The sequence below is a fragment of the Streptomyces sp. NPDC030799 genome (assembly GCF_055572255.1).
In genome coordinates, this window is sequence record NZ_JBVIDS010000010.1 from 57,884 (window position 1) to 77,277 (window position 19,394).

15 protein-coding genes are annotated in these 19,394 nt (G+C 69.3%); 5 read left to right on the top strand and 10 right to left on the bottom strand.

Going from position 1 to position 19,394, the window contains the following annotated elements; genetic code table 11:
• Nucleotides 1–25 precede the first annotated feature (25 nt).
• Nucleotides 26–748: a hypothetical protein gene (locus ACZ41I_RS24560; protein WP_468515066.1), complete on the top strand. Its 723-nt coding sequence runs from the start codon at nucleotides 26–28 to the stop codon at nucleotides 746–748.
• An 18-nt stretch (nucleotides 749–766) separates the two neighbouring features.
• On the opposite strand, the gene ACZ41I_RS24565 is transcribed toward ACZ41I_RS24560, so the two are convergent.
• The 3 genes from ACZ41I_RS24565 to ACZ41I_RS24575 form a co-directional block, all read right to left on the bottom strand.
• The gene (locus ACZ41I_RS24565) at nucleotides 767–2,470 is read right to left on the bottom strand and encodes a proline--tRNA ligase (protein ID WP_399770966.1); all 1,704 of its coding nucleotides are present in this window, start codon (nucleotides 2,468–2,470) and stop codon (nucleotides 767–769) included.
• 98 nt (nucleotides 2,471–2,568) lie between these two features.
• The gene (locus ACZ41I_RS24570; RefSeq protein WP_363217617.1) at nucleotides 2,569–3,099 is read right to left on the bottom strand and encodes a GNAT family N-acetyltransferase; all 531 of its coding nucleotides are present in this window, start codon (nucleotides 3,097–3,099) and stop codon (nucleotides 2,569–2,571) included.
• A gap of 29 nt (nucleotides 3,100–3,128) precedes the next feature.
• Nucleotides 3,129–3,977 (bottom strand): GNAT family N-acetyltransferase, encoded by an 849-nt coding sequence (locus ACZ41I_RS24575; RefSeq protein ID WP_363217616.1) that lies wholly within the window; start codon nucleotides 3,975–3,977, stop codon nucleotides 3,129–3,131.
• Between the two features lie 363 nt (nucleotides 3,978–4,340).
• On the opposite strand from ACZ41I_RS24575, the gene ACZ41I_RS24580 reads away from it, so the two are divergent.
• Complete coding sequence (locus tag ACZ41I_RS24580; RefSeq protein WP_468515067.1) at nucleotides 4,341–6,833, top strand: phospholipase D-like domain-containing protein; 2,493 nt, start codon at nucleotides 4,341–4,343, stop codon at nucleotides 6,831–6,833.
• 66 nt (nucleotides 6,834–6,899) lie between these two features.
• Here ACZ41I_RS24580 and ACZ41I_RS24585 read toward each other — a convergent pair whose 3' ends face one another.
• From ACZ41I_RS24585 to ispG, 5 genes are all read right to left on the bottom strand, one after another.
• A complete protein-coding gene (locus tag ACZ41I_RS24585; RefSeq protein ID WP_468322566.1) occupies nucleotides 6,900–7,298 on the bottom strand; it encodes an Imm50 family immunity protein in 399 nt (132 codons plus the stop codon).
• 122 nt (nucleotides 7,299–7,420) lie between these two features.
• Nucleotides 7,421–7,720: a hypothetical protein gene (locus tag ACZ41I_RS24590; protein WP_399770958.1), complete on the bottom strand. Its 300-nt coding sequence runs from the start codon at nucleotides 7,718–7,720 to the stop codon at nucleotides 7,421–7,423.
• 119 nt (nucleotides 7,721–7,839) lie between these two features.
• Complete coding sequence (locus ACZ41I_RS24595; RefSeq protein ID WP_468515068.1) at nucleotides 7,840–12,135, bottom strand: DUF6531 domain-containing protein; 4,296 nt, start codon at nucleotides 12,133–12,135, stop codon at nucleotides 7,840–7,842.
• The gene (locus ACZ41I_RS24600) at nucleotides 12,132–12,515 is read right to left on the bottom strand and encodes a WXG100 family type VII secretion target (protein WP_363217611.1); all 384 of its coding nucleotides are present in this window, start codon (nucleotides 12,513–12,515) and stop codon (nucleotides 12,132–12,134) included. The genes ACZ41I_RS24595 and ACZ41I_RS24600 overlap by 4 nt, the downstream gene beginning before the upstream one ends.
• Nucleotides 12,516–13,056: 541 nt before the next feature.
• Nucleotides 13,057–14,214 (bottom strand): flavodoxin-dependent (E)-4-hydroxy-3-methylbut-2-enyl-diphosphate synthase, encoded by a 1,158-nt coding sequence (ispG, locus tag ACZ41I_RS24605; protein WP_363217610.1) that lies wholly within the window; start codon nucleotides 14,212–14,214, stop codon nucleotides 13,057–13,059.
• A 243-nt stretch (nucleotides 14,215–14,457) separates the two neighbouring features.
• Between ispG and ACZ41I_RS24610 the strand changes: the two genes are divergently transcribed.
• Nucleotides 14,458–15,423 (top strand): DUF1152 domain-containing protein, encoded by a 966-nt coding sequence (locus ACZ41I_RS24610; protein ID WP_399770952.1) that lies wholly within the window; start codon nucleotides 14,458–14,460, stop codon nucleotides 15,421–15,423.
• A 155-nt stretch (nucleotides 15,424–15,578) separates the two neighbouring features.
• Here the strand turns inward: ACZ41I_RS24610 and ACZ41I_RS24615 are convergent, their stop codons facing one another.
• Complete coding sequence (locus tag ACZ41I_RS24615) at nucleotides 15,579–16,871, bottom strand: M50 family metallopeptidase (protein ID WP_399771081.1); 1,293 nt, start codon at nucleotides 16,869–16,871, stop codon at nucleotides 15,579–15,581.
• Between the two features lie 8 nt (nucleotides 16,872–16,879).
• Entirely contained in the window at nucleotides 16,880–18,151 is a 1,272-nt protein-coding gene (gene dxr / locus ACZ41I_RS24620; RefSeq protein WP_468515069.1) for a 1-deoxy-D-xylulose-5-phosphate reductoisomerase, read from the bottom strand.
• Nucleotides 18,152–18,328: 177 nt separating this feature from the next.
• Here dxr and ACZ41I_RS24625 point away from each other — a divergent pair, with 177 nt between their 5' ends.
• A complete protein-coding gene (locus ACZ41I_RS24625; protein WP_363217606.1) occupies nucleotides 18,329–18,787 on the top strand; it encodes a lamin tail domain-containing protein in 459 nt (152 codons plus the stop codon).
• Nucleotides 18,788–18,883: 96 nt separating this feature from the next.
• Nucleotides 18,884–19,357, top strand: coding sequence for a hypothetical protein (locus ACZ41I_RS24630; RefSeq protein WP_363217605.1), 474 nt, complete (start codon nucleotides 18,884–18,886; stop codon nucleotides 19,355–19,357).
• The last annotated feature ends 37 nt before the right edge of the window (nucleotides 19,358–19,394 follow it).

A 19,394-nucleotide genomic window follows, 5' to 3' on the forward strand; every position in this document is an offset into this window, starting at 1 on the left:
GCAGGGCACCGGACAGACTCACCGCATGCGAACAACATGGCACGGGGGCCTGCTGATGGCCATGGCCGGGCTGCTGGTCGCGGGCTGCTCCGCCGCGGAGCCGGACGACGGCGAACGCCACCGTCTGGCGGCGTCTGCGGCGGCGCAGCGGCAGCGGGCAGGCGAGGAACGGGCCCTTCGCAAGCGGGTGGCGGACTTCGCGGCGCTGCCCTCGCTGGAGCCCGTGCTGCTGCGGTTCAGCGACTTCTGCTTCGGTCCTCGGCAGCCGGATCTGTTCGACCAGTCCGAGGACCCCGACGTGGTGCACTGCCGGATGGACGCCGTCGCCCACTACGGGGCGTCCCGCAGGGTGACGCCGGTCCTTCGGGACATCGGGCGGGCGCACCTCGGCGACTGGGGCGGCTTGCCGGACGGGGTTCCGGACACCGGCGGGCGCGGCGGGCTCCGGTACGCCCTGGAGTACCAGCGCGCCAAGGGCCGGGGGGCCGACGGACGGCTCATGTCCGAGCCCGACCTCGAGGATTCGTCGCTCACCGTCGAGTGGGACGACCCGTGGGACCGGAGGGAGCGCGTTCAGGAGCCCGTGCCGTGCCCCTCGCCCGCCCCGGACGGGCGGTGCCGGCTGGAGCCCGGTGGCACCACCGTCGCCCGGGCACGCGCCCGCTACGGCACCGTCTTCTCGGTCACCTTCAGGAGCCGGGAGTACTGGACGCTCTCCCGCAAGGAGTGGCGGCGGTCCCACACGTGACCGCCGCCCTCACCGTCGTCAGGCCGTCAGGCGGGCGATCGCGTCCTCGACGGACAGTTCCTCGCGCTCGCCGGTCCTGCGGTCCTTCAGCTCCAGGACGCCCTCGGCGGAGCGGCGGCCGGCCACCAGGATCTGGGGGACGCCGATCAGCTCGGCGTCGGTGAACTTCACGCCCGGGGAGACCCCGGCCCGGTCGTCCACCAGGACCCGGGCACCGGCGGCGGCCAGCTTCTCGGCGACGTCGAGGGCCAGCTCGGTCTGCAGGGCCTTGCCGGCGGCGACGACGTGCACGTCGGCCGGGGCGATCTCCTTGGGCCACACCAGGCCCTTGTCGTCGGCGCTCTGCTCGGCGATGGCCGCGACCGCGCGGGACACGCCGATGCCGTAGGAGCCCATGGTGACGCGGACCGGCTTGCCGTTCTGGCCGAGGACGTCCAGCTTGAGGGCGTCGGTGTACTTGCGGCCCAGCTGGAAGATGTGGCCGATCTCGATGGCGCGGTCCAGCTTCAGGCCGGTGCCGCACTTGGGGCAGGGGTCGCCCTCCTGGACCACGACGACGTCCACGTACGCGTCGACCTCGAAGTCACGGCCGGCGACGACGTTCCTGGCGTGCGTGTGCTCCTTGTTGGCGCCGGTGATCCAGGCGGTGCCGGGGGCCACGCGCGGGTCGGCGATGTACGTCACCTTCTCGCCCAGGCCCTGCGGGCCGACGTAGCCGCGGACCAGGTCGGGGCGGCCGGTGAAGTCCGCCTCGGTGACCATCTCGACGACGGCCGGGGCGAAGTGCGCCTCGACCTTGTCCAGGTCCACCTCGCGGTCGCCGGGCACGCCGACGGCGACGATCTCGCCGTCCACCTTGACCAGCAGGTTCTTCAGCGTGGCGGAGGCCGGGACGCCGAGGGAGGCGGCCAGGGTCTCGATGGTGGGGGTGTCGGGGGTCGGGATCTCCTCCAGGGCCGGGACGGCCGAGCCGTCCACCGGCTGGAGCGGGTAGGTGATCGCCTCGGTGTTGGCGGCGAAGTCGCAGTTCGGGCAGTCGGCGAAGGTGTCCTCGCCGGCCTCGGCGGGGGCGAGGAACTCCTCCGACTTCGAGCCGCCCATGGCGCCGGCGGTGGCCGCGCAGATGCGGTAGTCCAGGCCGAGGCGCTCGAAGACGCGCTGGTAGGCCTGGCGGTGCAGGGCGTAGGACTGGGCGAGGCCCTCGTCCTCCAGGTCGAAGGAGTACGAGTCCTTCATCAGGAACTCGCGGCCGCGCAGGATGCCGGCGCGGGGGCGGGCCTCGTCCCGGAACTTGGTCTGGATCTGGTAGAGGATCACCGGCATGTCCTTGTAGGACGTGCACTGGTCCTTGACCAGGAGGGTGAAGATCTCCTCGTGGGTGGGGCCGAGGAGGTAGTCGCCGCCCTTGCGGTCCTTGAGCCGGAACAGCTCCTGGCCGTACTCGTCCCAGCGGCCGGTCGCCTCGTAGGGCTCACGGGGCAGCAGGGCGGGGAGGGTGACCTCCTGGGCGCCGATGGCGTCCATCTCCTCGCGGACGATCCGCTCGACGTTGGAGAGGACCTTCTTGCCGAGCGGCAGCCAGCTCCAGATGCCGGCGGCCGTGCGGCGGACGTAACCGGCGCGGACGAGGAGCTTGTGGCTGAGGACCTCGGCGTCCGCCGGGTCGTCGCGCAGCGTCTTCGCCATCAACTGGGACATGCGCTGGACCGGTGCGTTCGCCATGGTTCTCGTACTCCTGCCGGGTAAGGGTGATGGCATAGGAGGTTAGCCGGGCCGACTGTGCCGGTGGAAATCGGATATGACCCCGGCTTTGTCTGCGTTTATCTGCGCCGCAGCGGCAGGGGGGCGCCCATCACCACGTACGGCCGTGGCGCGCTCGGGAAGTGGACCTGGCGGGCGAGGTCCGTGTAGCCGAGGGAGTAGTAGAGGCCGCGGGCCGGGCTGTCGGTGTCGATCGCGGAGAGGATCGAGCGGGGTTCGGTGGCGGTGTCGGTGATCGTGGTGATCAGGCGGCGGCCGATGCCGCGGTTCTGGTGGTCGGGGTGGACGTGCAGCTCCGTGATCACAAAGGAGTCGTCCAGCCAGAAATCGTTTCCGCCCGCGCGGAGGTAGGGCTCCACGACGGTGGACCACCAGTGGGTGCGGGAGTTCGGCATGCCGTAGACGAACCCCACGAGGTGACCGCCCACGGTGGCTCCGAGGGCCCTCGCGCCCTGGTACTGCATGTGGCGCTGGACGATCTGACGGCGTACGGCGACTTCGTCGGGGCCGAGGCCGAAGGCGACGGCCTGGACGGCGAGGGCCTCGTCGACGTGGGCTGCGAGGTCCAGGGGGCCGATCACGAGGTCCATGACGGGAGCGTACAGGGGTGTACAGGGCTTCAGAACAGCACGCTCATGAAGGCGCCGACCTCCTGGAAGCCCACCCTGCGGTACGTCCTTCGCGCCGCCGTGTTGAAGTCGTTCACGTACAGGCTGACGACCGGGGCCACGTCGGCGAGCGCATACCGCAGGACGGCCGCCATGCCGGGGGCTGCGAGCCCCCTCCCCCGGTACTCGGGGGCCACCCACACACCCTGGATCTGGCAGGCCTGGCGGGTCGCCGCGCCGATCTCCGCCTTGAAGACGACCTTGCCGTGCTCGTCCAGGCGTGCGAAGGAGCGGCCGGCGCCGACCAGTTCGGCGACGCGGGCCTGGTACAGCAGCCCACCGTCACCCGCCATCGGCGACACGCCGACCTCTTCGGTGAACATCGCCACGCACGCCGGCATGATCGTCTCCATCTCGTCCTTGCGGACGCGGCGGACGTAGGGGTCCGGGGCGATGTCGGCGGGCATGCGGTCGGTGACCATCAGGGGCTGGTGGGCGCGGACCTCGCGGGCCGGGCCCCAGTGGGGCTCCAGCAGGCGCCACAGCGCGGTGGTGGGTTCGGCGGGGCCGACGATCGAGGAGCAGCGCCGGCCGGTTCTTCTCGCCCGGTCCGCGAAGGCGCGTACGGCGCGCGGGGTGGCGCAGACCGGGACCAGGTTGGCGCCCGCGTAGCACAGTGACGTGAGCATGCCGTCCTCGTACCAGCCCCACATCTCGCCGCCCAGGCGCCACGGGTCCAGCCCGGCGACCTGGACCCGGGCGGCCACGAAGGCGTTCGCCACCGGCTCGCGGTCGAGGACGGCGAGCGCGGCGTCGAGGTCACTCGGTTCGAGCACCCGAGAGGTGGTCTGGGTCAACACGTACGGGGCCTCACCCTGGGGTTCTGCTGGTCTCGGAACTGTACCCCGAGGGCTTGCGGAACGCTTCCGGGTGAGAACGGCTGCGGCGCCGGGCCGGTGCAGGTCCCGGCCGGCCGCGGGCATCCGGCGAGCGCGTCCTCGCCCGTCTCGAGCAAGGGTGGATCTTCCAAGCTCGGCCGGAGGGTCACCGCCGACCACACCGTCGAGACCGCCCGGCGATCAGGGTGCCGCCCGAAGAGCAAGCCCCCCAGTTCCGAGCCTTCTTCCCCTTGCCGTGCGCTGACGCGTCGGCAGTTGGTCAAGAACGTAAATAAGTTGGCCATAAGATGGCGCCTCCCCAACTCGTTTGAACTAAGGAAACAGATGGGCAGACAGATACGGCGCTTGGCGGCACTCCTCGCCCCTCTCGCCCTCGGTGCGGCAGTGCTCGCTCCGGCCACCGCTCAGGCGGAGACCGTCGTCTCCGGGAACTACACCGCGGTGTTCAACTACCCCACGCCCACGACGTACGACTCCTCGATCAACACCTCGGTCGGTGACCTGATCGATCTCGCGGCGCCCAACTCGACGCTGTACATGGGCATGTACTGGTTCAACAGCTCGACTCTGCAGGCGAAGCTCTCCGCCGCCCAGAGCCGCGGCGTCACGCTGCGCATCATCTCCGAGTCGGCGAACCGGCCCAGCAGCAACCTGGACGGTCTGACGCTGACGGGCAACTCCAGCCTCACCTGGTGCTCCCGCGGCTGCCTGGGCAACGGCTCGGGCGACACGAACGCGATCGACCACGACAAGTACATCGTGTTCGACGCGCTCACCGACGGACGCACGAACGTCGTCTGGCAGAGCTCGCAGAACCTCGCGGGCGGTCAGGACGGCGAGATCAACAACGCGGTCGTCGTGTCCAACAACGCGACCCTCGCCTCCCGGTACCGCGCGCACTTCAACGACCAGATCAAGCATGCCGGCGACAGCCTGCACACGACGTACAACTACACCACGGGCGACCCGAGTTCTCCCGTCGAGGCGTTCTTCTTCCCCCGTGACACCGCCTCGGACGCCACCCACTACGGCAACGCCGACATCCTCGCCTCGTTCATCGACAAGGTCGACTGCTCGATCGACGGAAAGATCAGGATCTCGGCGGCCGAGCTCGACCAGCGGTCCACCCGCCCGGCCGTCTACGACGCCCTGCAGGCCAAGCGGTCCCAGGGGTGCAGCGTCGACGCGAACATCCGCGATCTCAGCAACGGCGGCGGCAACAACGGCGTCAACGACCTGACCGCCCTCGACATCGCGGCCTACGGCAACCGCCCCGGCGGGTGCCGCTACAAGTCCTCGGCGACCGCCTCCTGCAACCACGGCACCACCCACTCCAAGTACCTGCTGACGGAGTGGACGAAAGCCGACGGCAGCAAGGTCCAGCATGTGTACACGGGCTCCCACAACTGGACCTCGGGCTCGCTGAAGACGAACGACGAGACGCTGCTGCGTATCGACGACCCGGCGGTCTACCAGGCCTACGTCGCCAACTTCACCAAGGTGCACTCGGGCGCCGTCGACATCGACGCCTCGAAGTACGGCTCGACGTCCCAGCACTACTCGCGGGTCAACGTGCAGGCCGACGGCGACCAGCACTACAGCGCCATCGCCTCCGGCGGCACCTCGTCCGTCTACACCGCCGTGGTGTACGAGCAGGGCGACCGGCACGACTCCTCGGACACCGAGCTGGGCACCGACGTGTACATCCGCATGTACAAGGACGGCGTCGCGCTGTGGAACGAGAAGCTGCTGAGCAACAGCGGCACCGCCGGCAACACGACCTGGTCGCACCAGAAGCCCGACGTCGGCGTGGACGACCAGGGCAACGCGATCGTCGCGTGGGCCAAGGACGACGACGGCAACAAGTTCGCCGACATCGCGGTGGTCAAGATGGCCCCCGACGGCACGGTGACCGCGCTGCCGCGCCCGCACGCCTCCGGCAGCGGGGACCAGCTGCGGCCGACGGTCGCGGTGGCCGGCGACGGCTCCTACACCGTCGCCTGGGAGAGCACGGCCGACGGCTCCACGCTCAACCAGATCTACGCGAGCAGCTGGTCCGGGACCGGTGCGCTGCGCTACCAGGACGTCCAGGTCAGCACGATCAACTCGGGTGCAGCCGGGTCGAACCGCCGCCCCGACGCGGCGATCGACGACGCCGGTAACACCGCGATCGTCTGGGAAGAGGACGCGGACGGCAACGGCGGCATCAACATCGGTCTCGCGAAGCTGAACGCCTCGGGCGGCTTCGCCGTGGCCCGCAAGGTGGCCAACTCCCTCACCGACGGGCAGCAGACCGTTCCCGCGGTGGCGTCGGCCGGCGACGGCCGGTTCGTCGTGGCGTGGACGGACGAGTACACCACTGGCACCGGCACGCTGGTGCGGCCGCAGCGGATCTACGACCGCGTCTTCTCCGCGACCGGCAGCGCCGCGGCGGCCGAGCAGCGGACCACCGAGGACGCCACCAGCAGCGGCCCGTACGTCGACAGCGAGCGGCCGATCTCCGACCAGGACACCGCCGATGTCGCGGTCGCCGACGACGGCAGCTTCGTCGTCGCGTGGAAGGAGGCCTTCGACGTGAACGTCGGCGGGACCCTGTACGCGGGCAAGGACGACGTGTGGGCCCGCGGCTTCAACGCCGACGGCACGACCACCGGCCGGCTCCCCGCCTACCGGATGAACGTGGTGACCGGCGGCGGCCAGGGCGGCCCGGCCGTGACCCTGGCCTCGACCGGCCGGCTCGCGCTGACGTACTCGGACGACTACGACGGCAACGGCTTCAATGAGATGCGCCTGCGGGACGCGTTCAGCAACTCCTGAGCGCCCGAGGGCGGCACCCTGCAAGGGGTACCGCCCTCGGTAGCTGCGCTCCTCCGCGCATGGATTTCAGACTTCGTTCACATACGCCGACAGTTTTGAGACGAATGCAGTGGCTGCGACGGCTCGGATGCGAGTCCCGGACGAGATGACGTTGACAAGGATGCCCTTGCCGTCACCCTCCCCGCCGAGAGAAACATCTGCCGCGATGTGAGTTCCGAAGCCCTCCAGAGTGACCGTTTCGAGGCCGCTCAGGGAAAGCTCAAGCTGCACCGTGTTGAAACCCTGCGTGGTCCACTTGCGCGGAGGCCGGTCCGGGTAACGCGGGAGATCCAAGCGCAGCCGCAGCGTCGGTCCGTCCTCCTGCAGAGCCACCTCGTGCAGATGAACACCGACGAGATCCGGGGGGACGCCTTCATAAAGAGAGGCAATTCCCTCCGGATTGCGCAGCAGCGAGGTCCATGACATGTCGACTCACTCTTCACTGAAACAGTAGACGTGACCGTCCGATCCTCCTCTGACGGCCGCCTCGATATCGCCAAGCGCGGCGAACCGGGAGCGCACGGGCCGGCGTACATCCCGCGCCCGGCCTAGACGGAGTAGGGGTAAACCTCGATCCGGGGTGTCGTGAATTCGATGAAGTCACCGACTCCCGGCCTGCGGGCCTGATCGGGCTGCGTGGAGTTCAAGGGGTCCGCGAACTCCACGAGAACGATGTCGGCGCCGACCCGGACAGCCGTCACGGAGTCCTCGTCCACAGCGGCCACGGCACCCCTGATCCGGACCGGGGATCCCGGTGCGTCCGATGCCACCACGGCCGGTCCGTCGACGACGGCCCACTGGGCGATCTCATCCGGAATCTCGATCTCGACATCCACAGGCGTGCCCACCCGTGGCATCTCGGACCCACACCACTGGGCCCATGCTCGTCCGCAGGCGCTGCTGAAGGCGACCATGGGTCCTTTCTCGGTCTCCCCGCCGGGTGAAAAGTTCAGAATCTCAATGTGCACTACTTCAGCCCCAGTGGTACTCGAACCATGGTGTTGTCCACAATCCACGTGTTGGTAGGCGCTTCGAACGTCCAGGTTTCCATATGGAAGTGGAATTTCGTCGGCTTGCTGTTCATTTCGTGTGGTCCCAGTCGAATGCTGCGCCGACCGTCGGCGGAGACCAGACGATCCGGATCCGGTAGTCCAGTGCGCGGGTGGACGTTCGTATAGGGGCCGTCGCCCAAAAACTTCTCCCACTCGTCCAACACCTGGTGCGGCTTGAGGGGTTTGGGTGCGACGACCTCCGGGGTCTGGACAACTTGTTGTTGCGGAGGGTAGGGCGCGAGCCCGAAGGGGTCCGACCAGGTGTGTGGATTGTCGACGTACGCAGAGGGATTGGGCGCCGGTGCGAGACCGAGGGGGTCGGGGCTGAGATACCGGGCGGCTTCGGCGTCGTAGTGGCGGAAGTAGTTGTAGTGGAGGCCGGTCTCGGGGTCGTAGTACTGGCCCGGGAAGCGCAGGGGTGTGTAGGTCGTGCTGTTTGCCGCCCATGCCGTGGTGCCCCAGAGGGTGCTGCGGGTGCGCCAGGCGATGTCGCCGTGTTCGTCTATGAGTTCGTTGGGGGTGCCGACGAGGTCGGTGACTATCGCGAAGAAACGGGAGTCGATCTCGTCCTGGGGCGCATCGGCCGCGGTGATGCGTTCCGTCTGGGCCAGGGGGCGCAGGCCTTCGTGGTCCCAGGTGAGGGTGACCGGGTTGGGGAGGGCAGGAGAGGTGGTCGTCTGCTCGCAGAGAGTGGTGCCGTCCCAGGTGAAGTCCACCCGTTCCAAGACCGTTTCGCCGTCCTCCGCCAGGCGGAGTTTCGCGGTGCGGCGGCCCAGGGGGTCGTAGGTGTAGCGCCAGCGGGTGCCGTCCGGCGTGGTCACCGAGGTGAGGCGGTCTTCGGCGTCCCATTCGTAGTGCCAGGTGTCCGGCTTGCGGGACAGGCGGGTCTTCTGGCGGAGGGTGATGCGGCCGAGGGCGTCGTGTTCGTAACGGACGTTGCCGGCTCGGGTGATCCGGGTGCCCGTGTAGGTGCGGGGGCCGGTTGCCTCCGCGCCCGGGTGGTTCGCCGGCCAGACGGCCTCTGTCTGGTTGCCCGCCTGGTCGTAGGCGTAGCGTTCCGTCCAGCCCGCCGCGTGGACCGCCGTCACCCGGCCCGTCGCGTCCAGGTCGAAGCGGCGGGTGCCGGAGAGGTGGTCCGCTACGGCGGTCAGATTGCCGTCGGCGCGGTAGGTGTACGCCCGGCTCTGCAGCGTGCGGCCCTCTGCACCGGTCACCGACTGGGTGGTCAGGCGGCCGAGCGGGTCGAAGGTGTGCTGCAGGGTGATCGTTTCGGCTATGTGGCGGGTCAGTTCGCGGCCCGCCTCGTCGTAGGCGAAGTCGATCGTGCGGCCGTTGGTGGTCAGCCGGGTGCGGTTGCCCGCCGCGTCGTACGACCACGTGGAAACGGCACCGGTGGGTGTCGTGCGGCCGGTGCGGCGGCCCAGGGAGTCGTAGGCGTACGTCAGCGTGCGGCCGTCGACCGTTTCCGAGTGCAGGCGGCCGTAGCGGTCGCGCAGCAGTGTCAGGGTCGTGCCGTCCGGGCCCGTGGCCTGGGCCAGCTGGTCGGTGAAGTCGTAGGCGTACGTGGTGACGGCGCCCGCGGCGTTCTTCGCGGTGATCCGCCCCAGCGCGTCACGCTCGAAGGACGTCACCTCACCGAGGGCGTTCCGGCATGAGGTCAGGTGGCCCGCCGGGTCGTACTCGTACGTCAGCGTGCGGTCGTCGAAGTCCGTCTCCGACAGCAGGCGGCCTGCGGGGTCGTAGGCGTACTCCCACGTCAGACCCTGCGGGTTCGTGACCTTCGTCAGGTGCAGTTCGGTGTCGTGGGCGAATTCGTAGCGGACGCCGTCCGGGCCCGTGCGGGCCGACAGGAGGTCGAAGTGGGTGTACTCGAAGCGGGAGACGCCGCCGAGGGGGTCCGTGTGGCTGGTGCAGTTGCCCTCGCCGTCGTACGTCCAGCTCTCCGTCGTGCCGTCGGGGGCCGTGCGGCGGGCCAGGTGGCCTTCCACCGTCCATTCCAGGTGGGTTGTCGCGCCGGTCGGGTCCGTGATCGCGACCGGACGGCCGAAGGCGTCCCTGTTGTAGCGGGTGACCGCGCCCAGGGGGTCGGTGACCTCGACGGGGAGGCCCGCGCGGTTGCAGATCACCGTCGTCGTGTTGCCCAGCGGGTCCGTCACCGAGGTCAGGTGACCGGCCTGCGAGTAGGTGAAGCGGGTGGCCTGGGACGCGGGGTCCGTCACCGATGTGCGGTTGCCCCGCTCGTCGTAGGTACGGCGGTGGGTGTTTCCGTCCGTGCCGGTCACCTTCACCGGCAGGCCCAGGTCGTTGTACTCCGCCCTCGCCTCACGGCCGTCCGGGCGGACGACCGAGACGAGGTTGCCCTCGTCGTCGTAGCGGAACGTCGTCGTGTGGCCCAGGGGGTCGGTGTGCGACAGCAGGCGGTTGTAGCGGTCGCGGGTGAAGTGGGTGGCCGCGCCCAGGGGGTCGATCTCGGTGACGACCTGGCTGTTGGCGTTGATGAGGTAGCGGCGGGTGTGGCCCTCGCCCGTCACCGTGGTGGTGATCCGGTGGCCGGTCGCCGGGTCCGTGTCGTCGTACGACAGGCGCAGGGCCATGTGGCCGTGTGAGCCGCTCTCGGCGATGCAGCGGTCCCGGTCGTCGTACTCGTAGGTGTAACTGCGGTCGTTCGTGTCCGTCCAGGACACCACCCGGCCGCGGTCGTCGTAGCCGAAGCGCAACGGGAGACCCGAGGCATTGAAGACCTCTGTCAGGTGGCCCTCGGCGGAGTAGCCGTAGCGCTTGATCTCGACATCGGTGCCGTCCGGGGCCGCGCCCGCCAGATGCAGGGCCGTGATCCGGTCACCCGCTGTCGTGATCTTCAGGCGGTAGCCGGCGGAGGAGGCGATCGCGAGCGGGGTGCCGTCGGTGTCGTACTCGAAGGTCAGCCAGTTGCCATTGCGGTCGTCCATCTGCTCCAGGACCGCCCTCGTCCCGGACTGGTCGGCGAAGTGCCGGACCCGCCCGGTGCGGGGATCGCTGATCGTGTAGCCGCCGTCCACCCTGTGCAGGGGCCAGCGGTTGCTGCCGTGTGTGGGGAGCGACGGGGCGCCCGGCTGCGGGTGGGGATAGGTGAGGAGGCGGCCGTCCTCCGTGACGAAGATGATTCCCTCGGCGTCGATCGCCAGGTGCTGGTCGACGGTGGAGGACCAGGACGGGCCGAACCAGTGGCCCAGGTGGTAGCCGGACTCCACGCGGCGGGTGAAGGTCAGCGGGAGAGTGCCGGGGAGTACGACATCCGTCTGCGGCAGGTACATCTTGCCGGTGACCAGGTCGACCGGGTCGGTGTTGTCGTCCTGGACCTTGTTCTTCGGGTTCTCCGCCACGCCCTCCGGGTCCTCGCCCGCGGCCCGGCGGGCGTCGCCTGCCGCGGCCCGCTCACCCGCGCTCAGGTCGGAGCCGAGGCCGTCGAGTTCGCTGGGCAGGGCGCGGGCGCCGGGGATGGAGATGCCGTCGAAGAGGGCGCGGAAGCCGCCCGCCTCGCCCGCCGCCTTGGCGAGGGCTCCCCCGCCGCCGAACATGCCGCCGAACACCATGCCGGTCGTCGCCGCGTCGCTCGCCTCGTCCAGGCTGAAGCCCTTGCTCTCGCCGGTGGCGATGGCGACCGGCTGGGTGACGGCCAGGTCGACGGCGACCGACTCGACACCGCCGAACGCGGCCGTGGCCAGGGTGGTGCCCGCGATCGTGGCGACCTCGGCGGAGACCTCGATACCCAGCGTCCCGGCGAGTTCCACGATGCTCGCCGTGGCCGCCGCCGCCGCGCCTTCGGAGATACCGGCCGTGAAGATGGCGAGCGCGGTGCCCGCGACGATGGTCGCGCCGACGATCTCCAGCTCGTGTTCCAGCTTCTTGACCGCCTTGTGCACGACGTCGGCGTACTTGTCGAGCGCCTTGGCCATGCCCCGGGCGGCGTCGGCCATGTCCTTGAGCCAGCCATGGCCGTTGTAGTAGTAGCGGCGCCAGTACGGGTCGTCGAAGGCGGAGATCGCCTCGCCCTTGTTGTTGTCGATGATGCCGCGGGCCGACTTGTTCGCCGCGGACAGTACGTCTTCGATGTCGTCGGCGAACTGCCGCCAGGCCTTCGCCGCGTCCCGCAGTCCGTCCTCGTCGGCGTCCGGCCACCACATGCCGGTGAGGTCCTGGACGATCTGCTTCGCCTTGTCGGCCGCGCTCACTTCGGCTGGCCCCCGCCCTCGCCGTGGCCGTCGTGCTTCACCTGGATCCGGCTGAACATCGAGCGGACGAGCTGCTCGTTGTCGATGTGGCCGTCCGCCATGTCGGTCATCGCCTGCTCGATGCTGGCGAGTCCCTGAGCGAGGATGGTCGCGGCCTTCTCGATCTTCGTGACGTTCGGGCCGTAGACCTTGTGGAACTCCTTGCCCTGCTTGTCGTCGCCCCACGGCGAACCGGCCGCCGCGAGCGCCGTCTTGAGCTTGGTGAGCGCCTTGGTGAGATCAGTGCTGTGCGTGTGGAAATGCGGAGCCGTCTGCTTCAGATCGGCCATCTTGATGTCGAGTATCTTGCCGTCGCCGCCGCTGCCGCCCTGGTCACCCATGGTGCCGCGCTCCTCCCCGTCAGTCTGCTCACCAGCCCGAAGACCCTAGTGGGCAGGACGAGTTCGCAATCGGAAGCGGAACCAAAGGGACGGTAAAGTTCCGTTCAGGATTGCGCAATCCTGAGGAACGCCTGCCAGGCGGCGGGGGGCAGCGTGAGGGTGGGGGCGGTGGTGGGGCGCATGGACAGTCATGGTGCTGCCGCTGTTCAGCGTTACTGAGCGTGCGGAGGCGTAAGCGGCAGGAGGTCAGAAATCTCCAGCCGCGAGTTCGCCATGCGCTTCACCTCCTCCCCCCCCCCGCGGCGCACGCCTCGCCCGGCGGCTCGTCTCGCACCGGCTGGACGAGTGGGGGCATCCCTACGACGGTCCCGTCTTCCGGCTCCAGCTCACCGAGTCGGCCGGAGCCCTGCGGGTGGAGGTTTCCGACACTCGCCGACAAGTGGGGTGTCACTCCGCGGCAGCCCGGCACATCCGTCTGGGCGGAGGTGCACGTGAGTCCCGCCACCAAACGGTGACGGGACTCACAGGACAGTCGAAGGGATCAGCCCGCGACCGACACCGACGGCTCGCCCGACTCCACGCCCTCGTCCTGCATCTGCTCGGCCAGCTTCATGGCCTCCTCGATGAGGGTCTCGACGATCTTGGACTCGGGGACCGTCTTGATGACCTCGCCCTTGACGAAGATCTGGCCCTTGCCGTTGCCGGAGGCGACGCCGAGGTCGGCCTCGCGGGCCTCGCCGGGGCCGTTGACGACGCAGCCCATGACGGCCACGCGGAGGGGTACGTCCATACCCGTCAGGCCCGCGGTGACCTCCTCCGCCAGCTTGTAGACATCGACCTGGGCGCGACCGCAGGACGGGCAGGAGACGATCTCCAGGCCGCGCTGGCGCAGGCCCAGCGACTGGAGGATCTGGAGGCCGACCTTGACCTCCTCGGCGGGGGGCGCTGACAGGGACACGCGGATCGTGTCGCCGATGCCCTGGCTCAGCAGCGCGCCGAACGCCACCGCCGACTTGATCGTGCCCTGGAAGGCGGGACCGGCCTCCGTGACACCGAGGTGGAGCGGGTAGTCGCACTGCGCCGCGAGCTGCTTGTACGCCTCGATCATGATCACCGGGTCGTTGTGCTTCACCGAGATCTTGATGTCGCGGAAGTCGTGCTCCTCGAAGAGGGACGCCTCCCACAGGGCCGACTCGACCAGGGCCTCGGGGGTCGCCTTGCCGTACTTCTGGAGGAGGCGCCTGTCCAGGGAGCCCGCGTTGACGCCGATGCGGATCGGGGTGCCGTGGTCCTTGGCGGCCTTGGCGATCTCCCTGACCTTGTCGTCGAACTGCTTGATGTTGCCGGGGTTGACGCGGACGGCGGCGCAGCCGGCCTCGATGGCGGCGAAGACGTACTTGGGCTGGAAGTGGATGTCCGCGATGACCGGGATCTGGGACTTGCGCGCGATGGTCGCGAGGGCGTCGGCGTCGTCCTGGGTGGGGCAGGCCACACGGACGATCTGGCAGCCGGAGGCGGTCAGCTCGGCGATCTGCTGGAGGGTGGCGCCGATGTCGGACGTACGGGTCGTGGTCATCGACTGGACCGAGACGGGCGCGTCTCCGCCGACCGCCACGCTTCCGACCTGGATCTGCCGGCTCTTCCGGCGCTCGGCAAGCTTGGTCGGAACGGACGGCATGCCGAGAGAAATCGCAGTCATCTGCTGTGCAACCCCAAGTCGTTGATCAAGGTCCGGGCCCGTCAGCAGCGGGCTCCGGGCTTCGAGATTACGGCACGGACGTGAACGGAGGCACGTGGCGTCCCAGCAGTCCACCCGATGGCGTCGCGTCACAGGGGGCCGGGCATGGTGCGGGACCCGGAGGAGCAGGGTTTCCGGTTGATCGCCGTGCCCGGCCCGCAACACGGCCTGCGCCGCTGAGCAGGGCCGGGTTAGGGTCGGATGATGATCTCCCTCCGTGAGCCCGTCTTCTTCACCCGCCTGCGCACGGCGGGCCGGGTCCTCGTCGCCGGGGCGGGTGGGGGTTTCGACGTCTACGCCGGGCTGCCGCTGGCCCTCGCGCTGCGGTCGGCCGGTGCCGAGGTGCACCTGGCCAGCCTGTCCTTTTCCGACCTGTTCGGCCTGGACCTGGACTCATGGGTCGCGGAGGACGTCGCCGCCATACGCCCGGACACCCCGCTGCGGGGCGACTACTTCCCCGAGCGCGCCCTCGCCCGCTGGCTGCAGTCGCAGGACCTGCCCGACACCGTGTACGCCTTCCCCCGCACAGGTGTCCGGCCGTTGCGCGCCGCCTACCGGGCGCTGCTGGAGCACCTGGGCGGGGTGGACGCGGTCGTGCTGGTGGACGGCGGGACCGACATCCTGATGCGCGGTGACGAGCACGGGCTCGGCACCCCGGAGGAGGACATGGCCAGCCTGGCGGCCGTCGCCGGGCTGGACGAGGTCACGCACCGGCTCGTGGCCTGCGTGGGCTTCGGCGTGGACGCCTATCACGGCGTCAACCACTCGCTCGCGCTGGAGAATCTGGCCGCTCTGGACCGCGTCGGCGGGTATCTGGGGGCGTTCTCGCTGCCTCGCGAGAGCGTCGAGGGTGCCGCCTATCTCGACGCGGTGGCCCATGCCCAGCGCAGCCATGCGAGTCATCCGAGCATCGTCCACGGGTCCATCGCCGCTGCCGTGCGAGGGGAGTTCGGCGACGTACGGTTCACCGAGCGCACCCGTGGCAGCGAGCTGTTCGTCAACCCGCTGATGACGCTCTACTTCTGTGTCGACCTGCCCGCCCTGGCGCGCGCGAACCTCTACCTCGACCGGCTGGAGGACACGGTTCTGATGCGCCAGATCAGCTCCGCCATCTCCGGTTTCCGCGAGGAGCTGCCCCGGCAGCGGCCACCCCGGGCTTTTCCGCACTGAGCCCTCTCCCGCACTGAGCCCTTTCCCGCACTGAGCCCGGCAGCAGCGCGAAGGCTCCTGCGCCGAGGTGCGAGGTCACGATCCTCACCCGCAACGGCACAGGAGCCCTATGTGTGCTGCACGGTCTCAGCGGTGGGCGTCGACCTGCTGGAGCATCAGCTGATCTTGACGGGGTTGACGATGTCGGCCACCAGCACGAGCACGGTGAAGCAGACGAAGATTCCGGCCACCACATACGCCACCGGCATCAGCTTCGCCACGTCGAACGGACCGGGGTCCGGGCGGCGCAGCACCCTGGCCACATTTCGCCGCAGGGCCTCCCACAGGGCGCCCGCGATGTGCCCGCCGTCGAGCGGGAGCAGCGGGAGCATGTTGAACAGGAACAGGGAGAGGTTGAAGCCGGCGAGGAGCATCACGAACCCTGCGACCTGCTGGGAGGCGGGGATGTCGAGGGTGGCGATCTCGCCGGTGACCCGGGCCGCGCCGACGATGCCCATCGGGGAGTCCGGTTCGCGCGGGCCGTCGCCGAAGGCGGCGTCCCACAGGGCGGGGATCTTGCCGGGCAGGGCGGCGAGGGAGTCGACGGCGTCGCTGACCCGGTCGGTCATCCAGGTCACGGACTGGCCGAAGTCCTGGTGGACGACGCCGGTGGCGGCGCTGAAGCCGAGGAAGCCGGCCTCGACGTACTTGCCCTGGACGTACTGGCCGCTGGAGTCCTTCTTGGCGACCCTGTTCGACGCGATCGTCGTGTGCAGGGTCAGCTCCTGGCCCTTGCGGTCGACGACGATCGCGACGTTCTTGCCGGCGCTGTCGCGGATGAGGTCCGAGAGCGTGTTCCAGTCCTTGGTCGGCACGCCGTCGAAGGAGACGATCCTGTCGTGCGGCTTCATGCCGGCCTGCGCCGCAGGGGACACCGGGTCGGACTTCTTGCAGGTGTCGCGGTGCTGGCTCTGGTCGATGGAGCACGGCGAGACCGAGGCGACCGTGGTGGTCTGCTGCTGGATGCCGAAGCCCATGAGCACGGTGAAGAACAGGCCGATCGCCAGGATCAGGTTCATGAAGGGGCCCGCGAACATGACGATGACGCGCTTCCACGGCTTGCGCGTGTAGAACATGCGCGTCTCGTCACCGGGCTGCAGCTCCTCGAAGGCGGCCGAGCGGGCGTCCTCGATCATGCCGCGCCACGGCGAGGTGGAGCGGGCGGAGACCCGGCCCTGTTCGTCGGGCGGGAACATACCGATCATGCGGATGTAGCCGCCGAGCGGGATGCCCTTGATGCCGTACTCGGTCTCGCCCTTCTTCCGCGACCAGATGGTCGGGCCGAAGCCGACCATGTACTGCGGGACTCGGATGCCGAAGAGCTTGGCCGTGGACAGGTGCCCCAGCTCGTGCCACGCGATCGAGACCAGCAGGCCGACCACGAAGACCACTATGCCGAGGATGAACATCAAGGTCGTCATGCACGCGCCTCCGCGGTCGCCGTCGTGGCAGTCAGTTCACGGGCCCGGGCTCGCGCCCAGGTCTCCGCTTCGAGGACGTCCGACACAGTGAGTGAAGTTCCCGTGTCCGGGGTGCCGTGCTCCTCGACGACCCTGGTGACGGTTTCCATGATCCCGTTGAAGGGCAGTGCGCCGCTGCGGAAGGCCTCGACGCACTCCTCGTTGGCCGCATTGAACACCGCCGGAGCGGTCCCCGCGAGCTGCCCCACGTGCCGGGCGAGGTTCACCGAGGGGAAGGCCTCGTTGTCCAGCGGGAAGAACTCCCAGGTGGAGGCCCTGCTCCAGTCGAAGGCGGGCGCGGCGTCGGGGACGCGTTCGGGCCAGCCCAGACCGATGGCGATGGGCCCGCGCATGTCGGGCGGCGTCGCCTGGGCGATCGTGGATCCGTCGGTGAACTCGACCATCGAGTGAACATACGACTGGGGATGCACGACCACCTCAATGCGGTCGAACGGAATGTCGTAGAGGAGGTGGGCCTCGATGACCTCCAGACCCTTGTTGACGAGGGTCGCGGAGTTGATCGTGATGACCGGGCCCATGGCCCAGGTGGGGTGGGCGAGGGCGTCCTCGACGGTGACGTGCGCCAGCTCGGCCTTGGTACGGCCGCGGAAGGGGCCGCCGGACGCGGTGACGACCAGCTTGCGGACGTCGGCCCGCGTCCCCGACGCCAGCGCCTGGAAGAGGGCGGCGTGCTCGGAGTCGACCGGGATGATCTGGCCGGGCTTGGCGAGCGCCTTGACCAACGGCCCGCCGACGATCAGGGACTCCTTGTTGGCGAGGGCGAGGGTGCGGCCGGCCTCCAGGGCGGCGAGGGTGGGGGCGAGGCCGATGGAGCCGGTGATGCCGTTCAGCACCGTGTGACAGGGGGAGGCGGCGACCTGGGTGGCGGCGTCCGGTCCGGCGAGGATCTCGGGGAGTGGCTCGCCGGTGCCGTACTCGGCGGCGAGCGCCTCGCGCAGGGCGGGCACGACGTCCTCGCGGGCGACCGCGACGGTGCGCACCCGCAGCCGGTGCGCCTGCTCGGCGAGGAGGGCGATGCGGCCGCCGTTCGCGGAAAGGGCGGTGACCCGGAAGCGGTCGGGGTGGCGCAGCACGAGGTCGATGGCCTGGGTGCCGATGGATCCGGTGGAGCCGAGGATCACCACGTCCTTGGGGCCGTCGCCCGCGAGGGGGTCGTAGACGAGGTGCGGGTCGGCGAGGGGTGCCGGATGGGCGGGGCTGTCGGTCATCCCTCCATTGTTGCCGCAAGCGGTGACGGTCAGGACAGGGCGTCCCCCGGGCGGGTGCGTGAACAGGTTTCATCGCCGGATGGAGTGATTTTCCCCTTGTGAAGTATCGGTGAAGATCATGTGATAACACTTTGGCGGTATCACTTTCGCGGACGACATCCTTGGGGGGATCTCTCCATGCGTACTGTGCGCATTCGCGCCGCCCTGCCCGCCCTCGCCGGCGCGGCCCTGCTGACCGGCACCCTGCTCAGCACCCCGGCCCAGGCGGCCGGCGGCGTGCAGATCCACCACGTCTGGTTCGACAGCCCGGGCAGCGACAACCGCTCCAACGCGAGCCTGAACGCCGAGTGGGTGCAGATCAGGAACACCGGCGGCACGGCCGTCTCGCTCCGGGGCTGGGTGCTGAAGGATGCCTCCAACCACCGGTACGTCTTCCCGAACGTCAAGATCGGCGCCGGGAAGTACATGAAGATCCACACCGGTCGCGGCTCGGACACCGCGTCGGACAAGTACCAGGACCGCCGCGCCTACGTCTGGAACAACGACAGGGACACGGCCACCCTCACCAGGGCGAGCGGCTCCAAGGTGGACTCCTGCTCGTGGACCACGCGGGACCCCAGCGACAAGTACTGCTGAACAAGTCCTGCTTAAATTGCGCACGTCGGGCCCCGGGAGATGGCATCCTTCTCTGTCGGGGCCCAGTCAAGAAGGGCCAAAGGGGGGAGTACCACCATGAACAGCAAGCGTGCGACCGCGGCCGTCCTGGCCACCGCCGGAGTTCTGACCGCCACTCAGCTCGGACTCGCCGGAGCGGCATCGGCCGCCACCCGGACGTCGACCAGCGCCGGTTGCCCGATCAACATCGTCTACCCGAGCCGCTTCTACGTCGACTCGCACGGCTGGGTCACGAACGGGGGCCTGTACTTCGGCATCAAGAGCAAGACGTCCCAGAGCTTCAAGAGGGTCACGTTCAACGTCACGAACGTCAAGAACCTCCGCTTCGGCAAGGCGAAGCCGACCGGCGGCCGGATCACCCGCAACTCGTCGACGTCGGTGTCCGTCTACACGGGGACGTTCAAGGGCAAGGCCAGCCTGGGCTTCCGGGTGCCCTCGCACCTGCTCAACACGCACTCCTACCAGCTGAAGTTCAGCCTGTACGGCTCGGGCTGGAACTGCGCCGTGAAGCAGGGCACCTGGGGGGCGTGACCCCAGGCGCCCTGCCGGCCGACACAGGAGCGGCTCA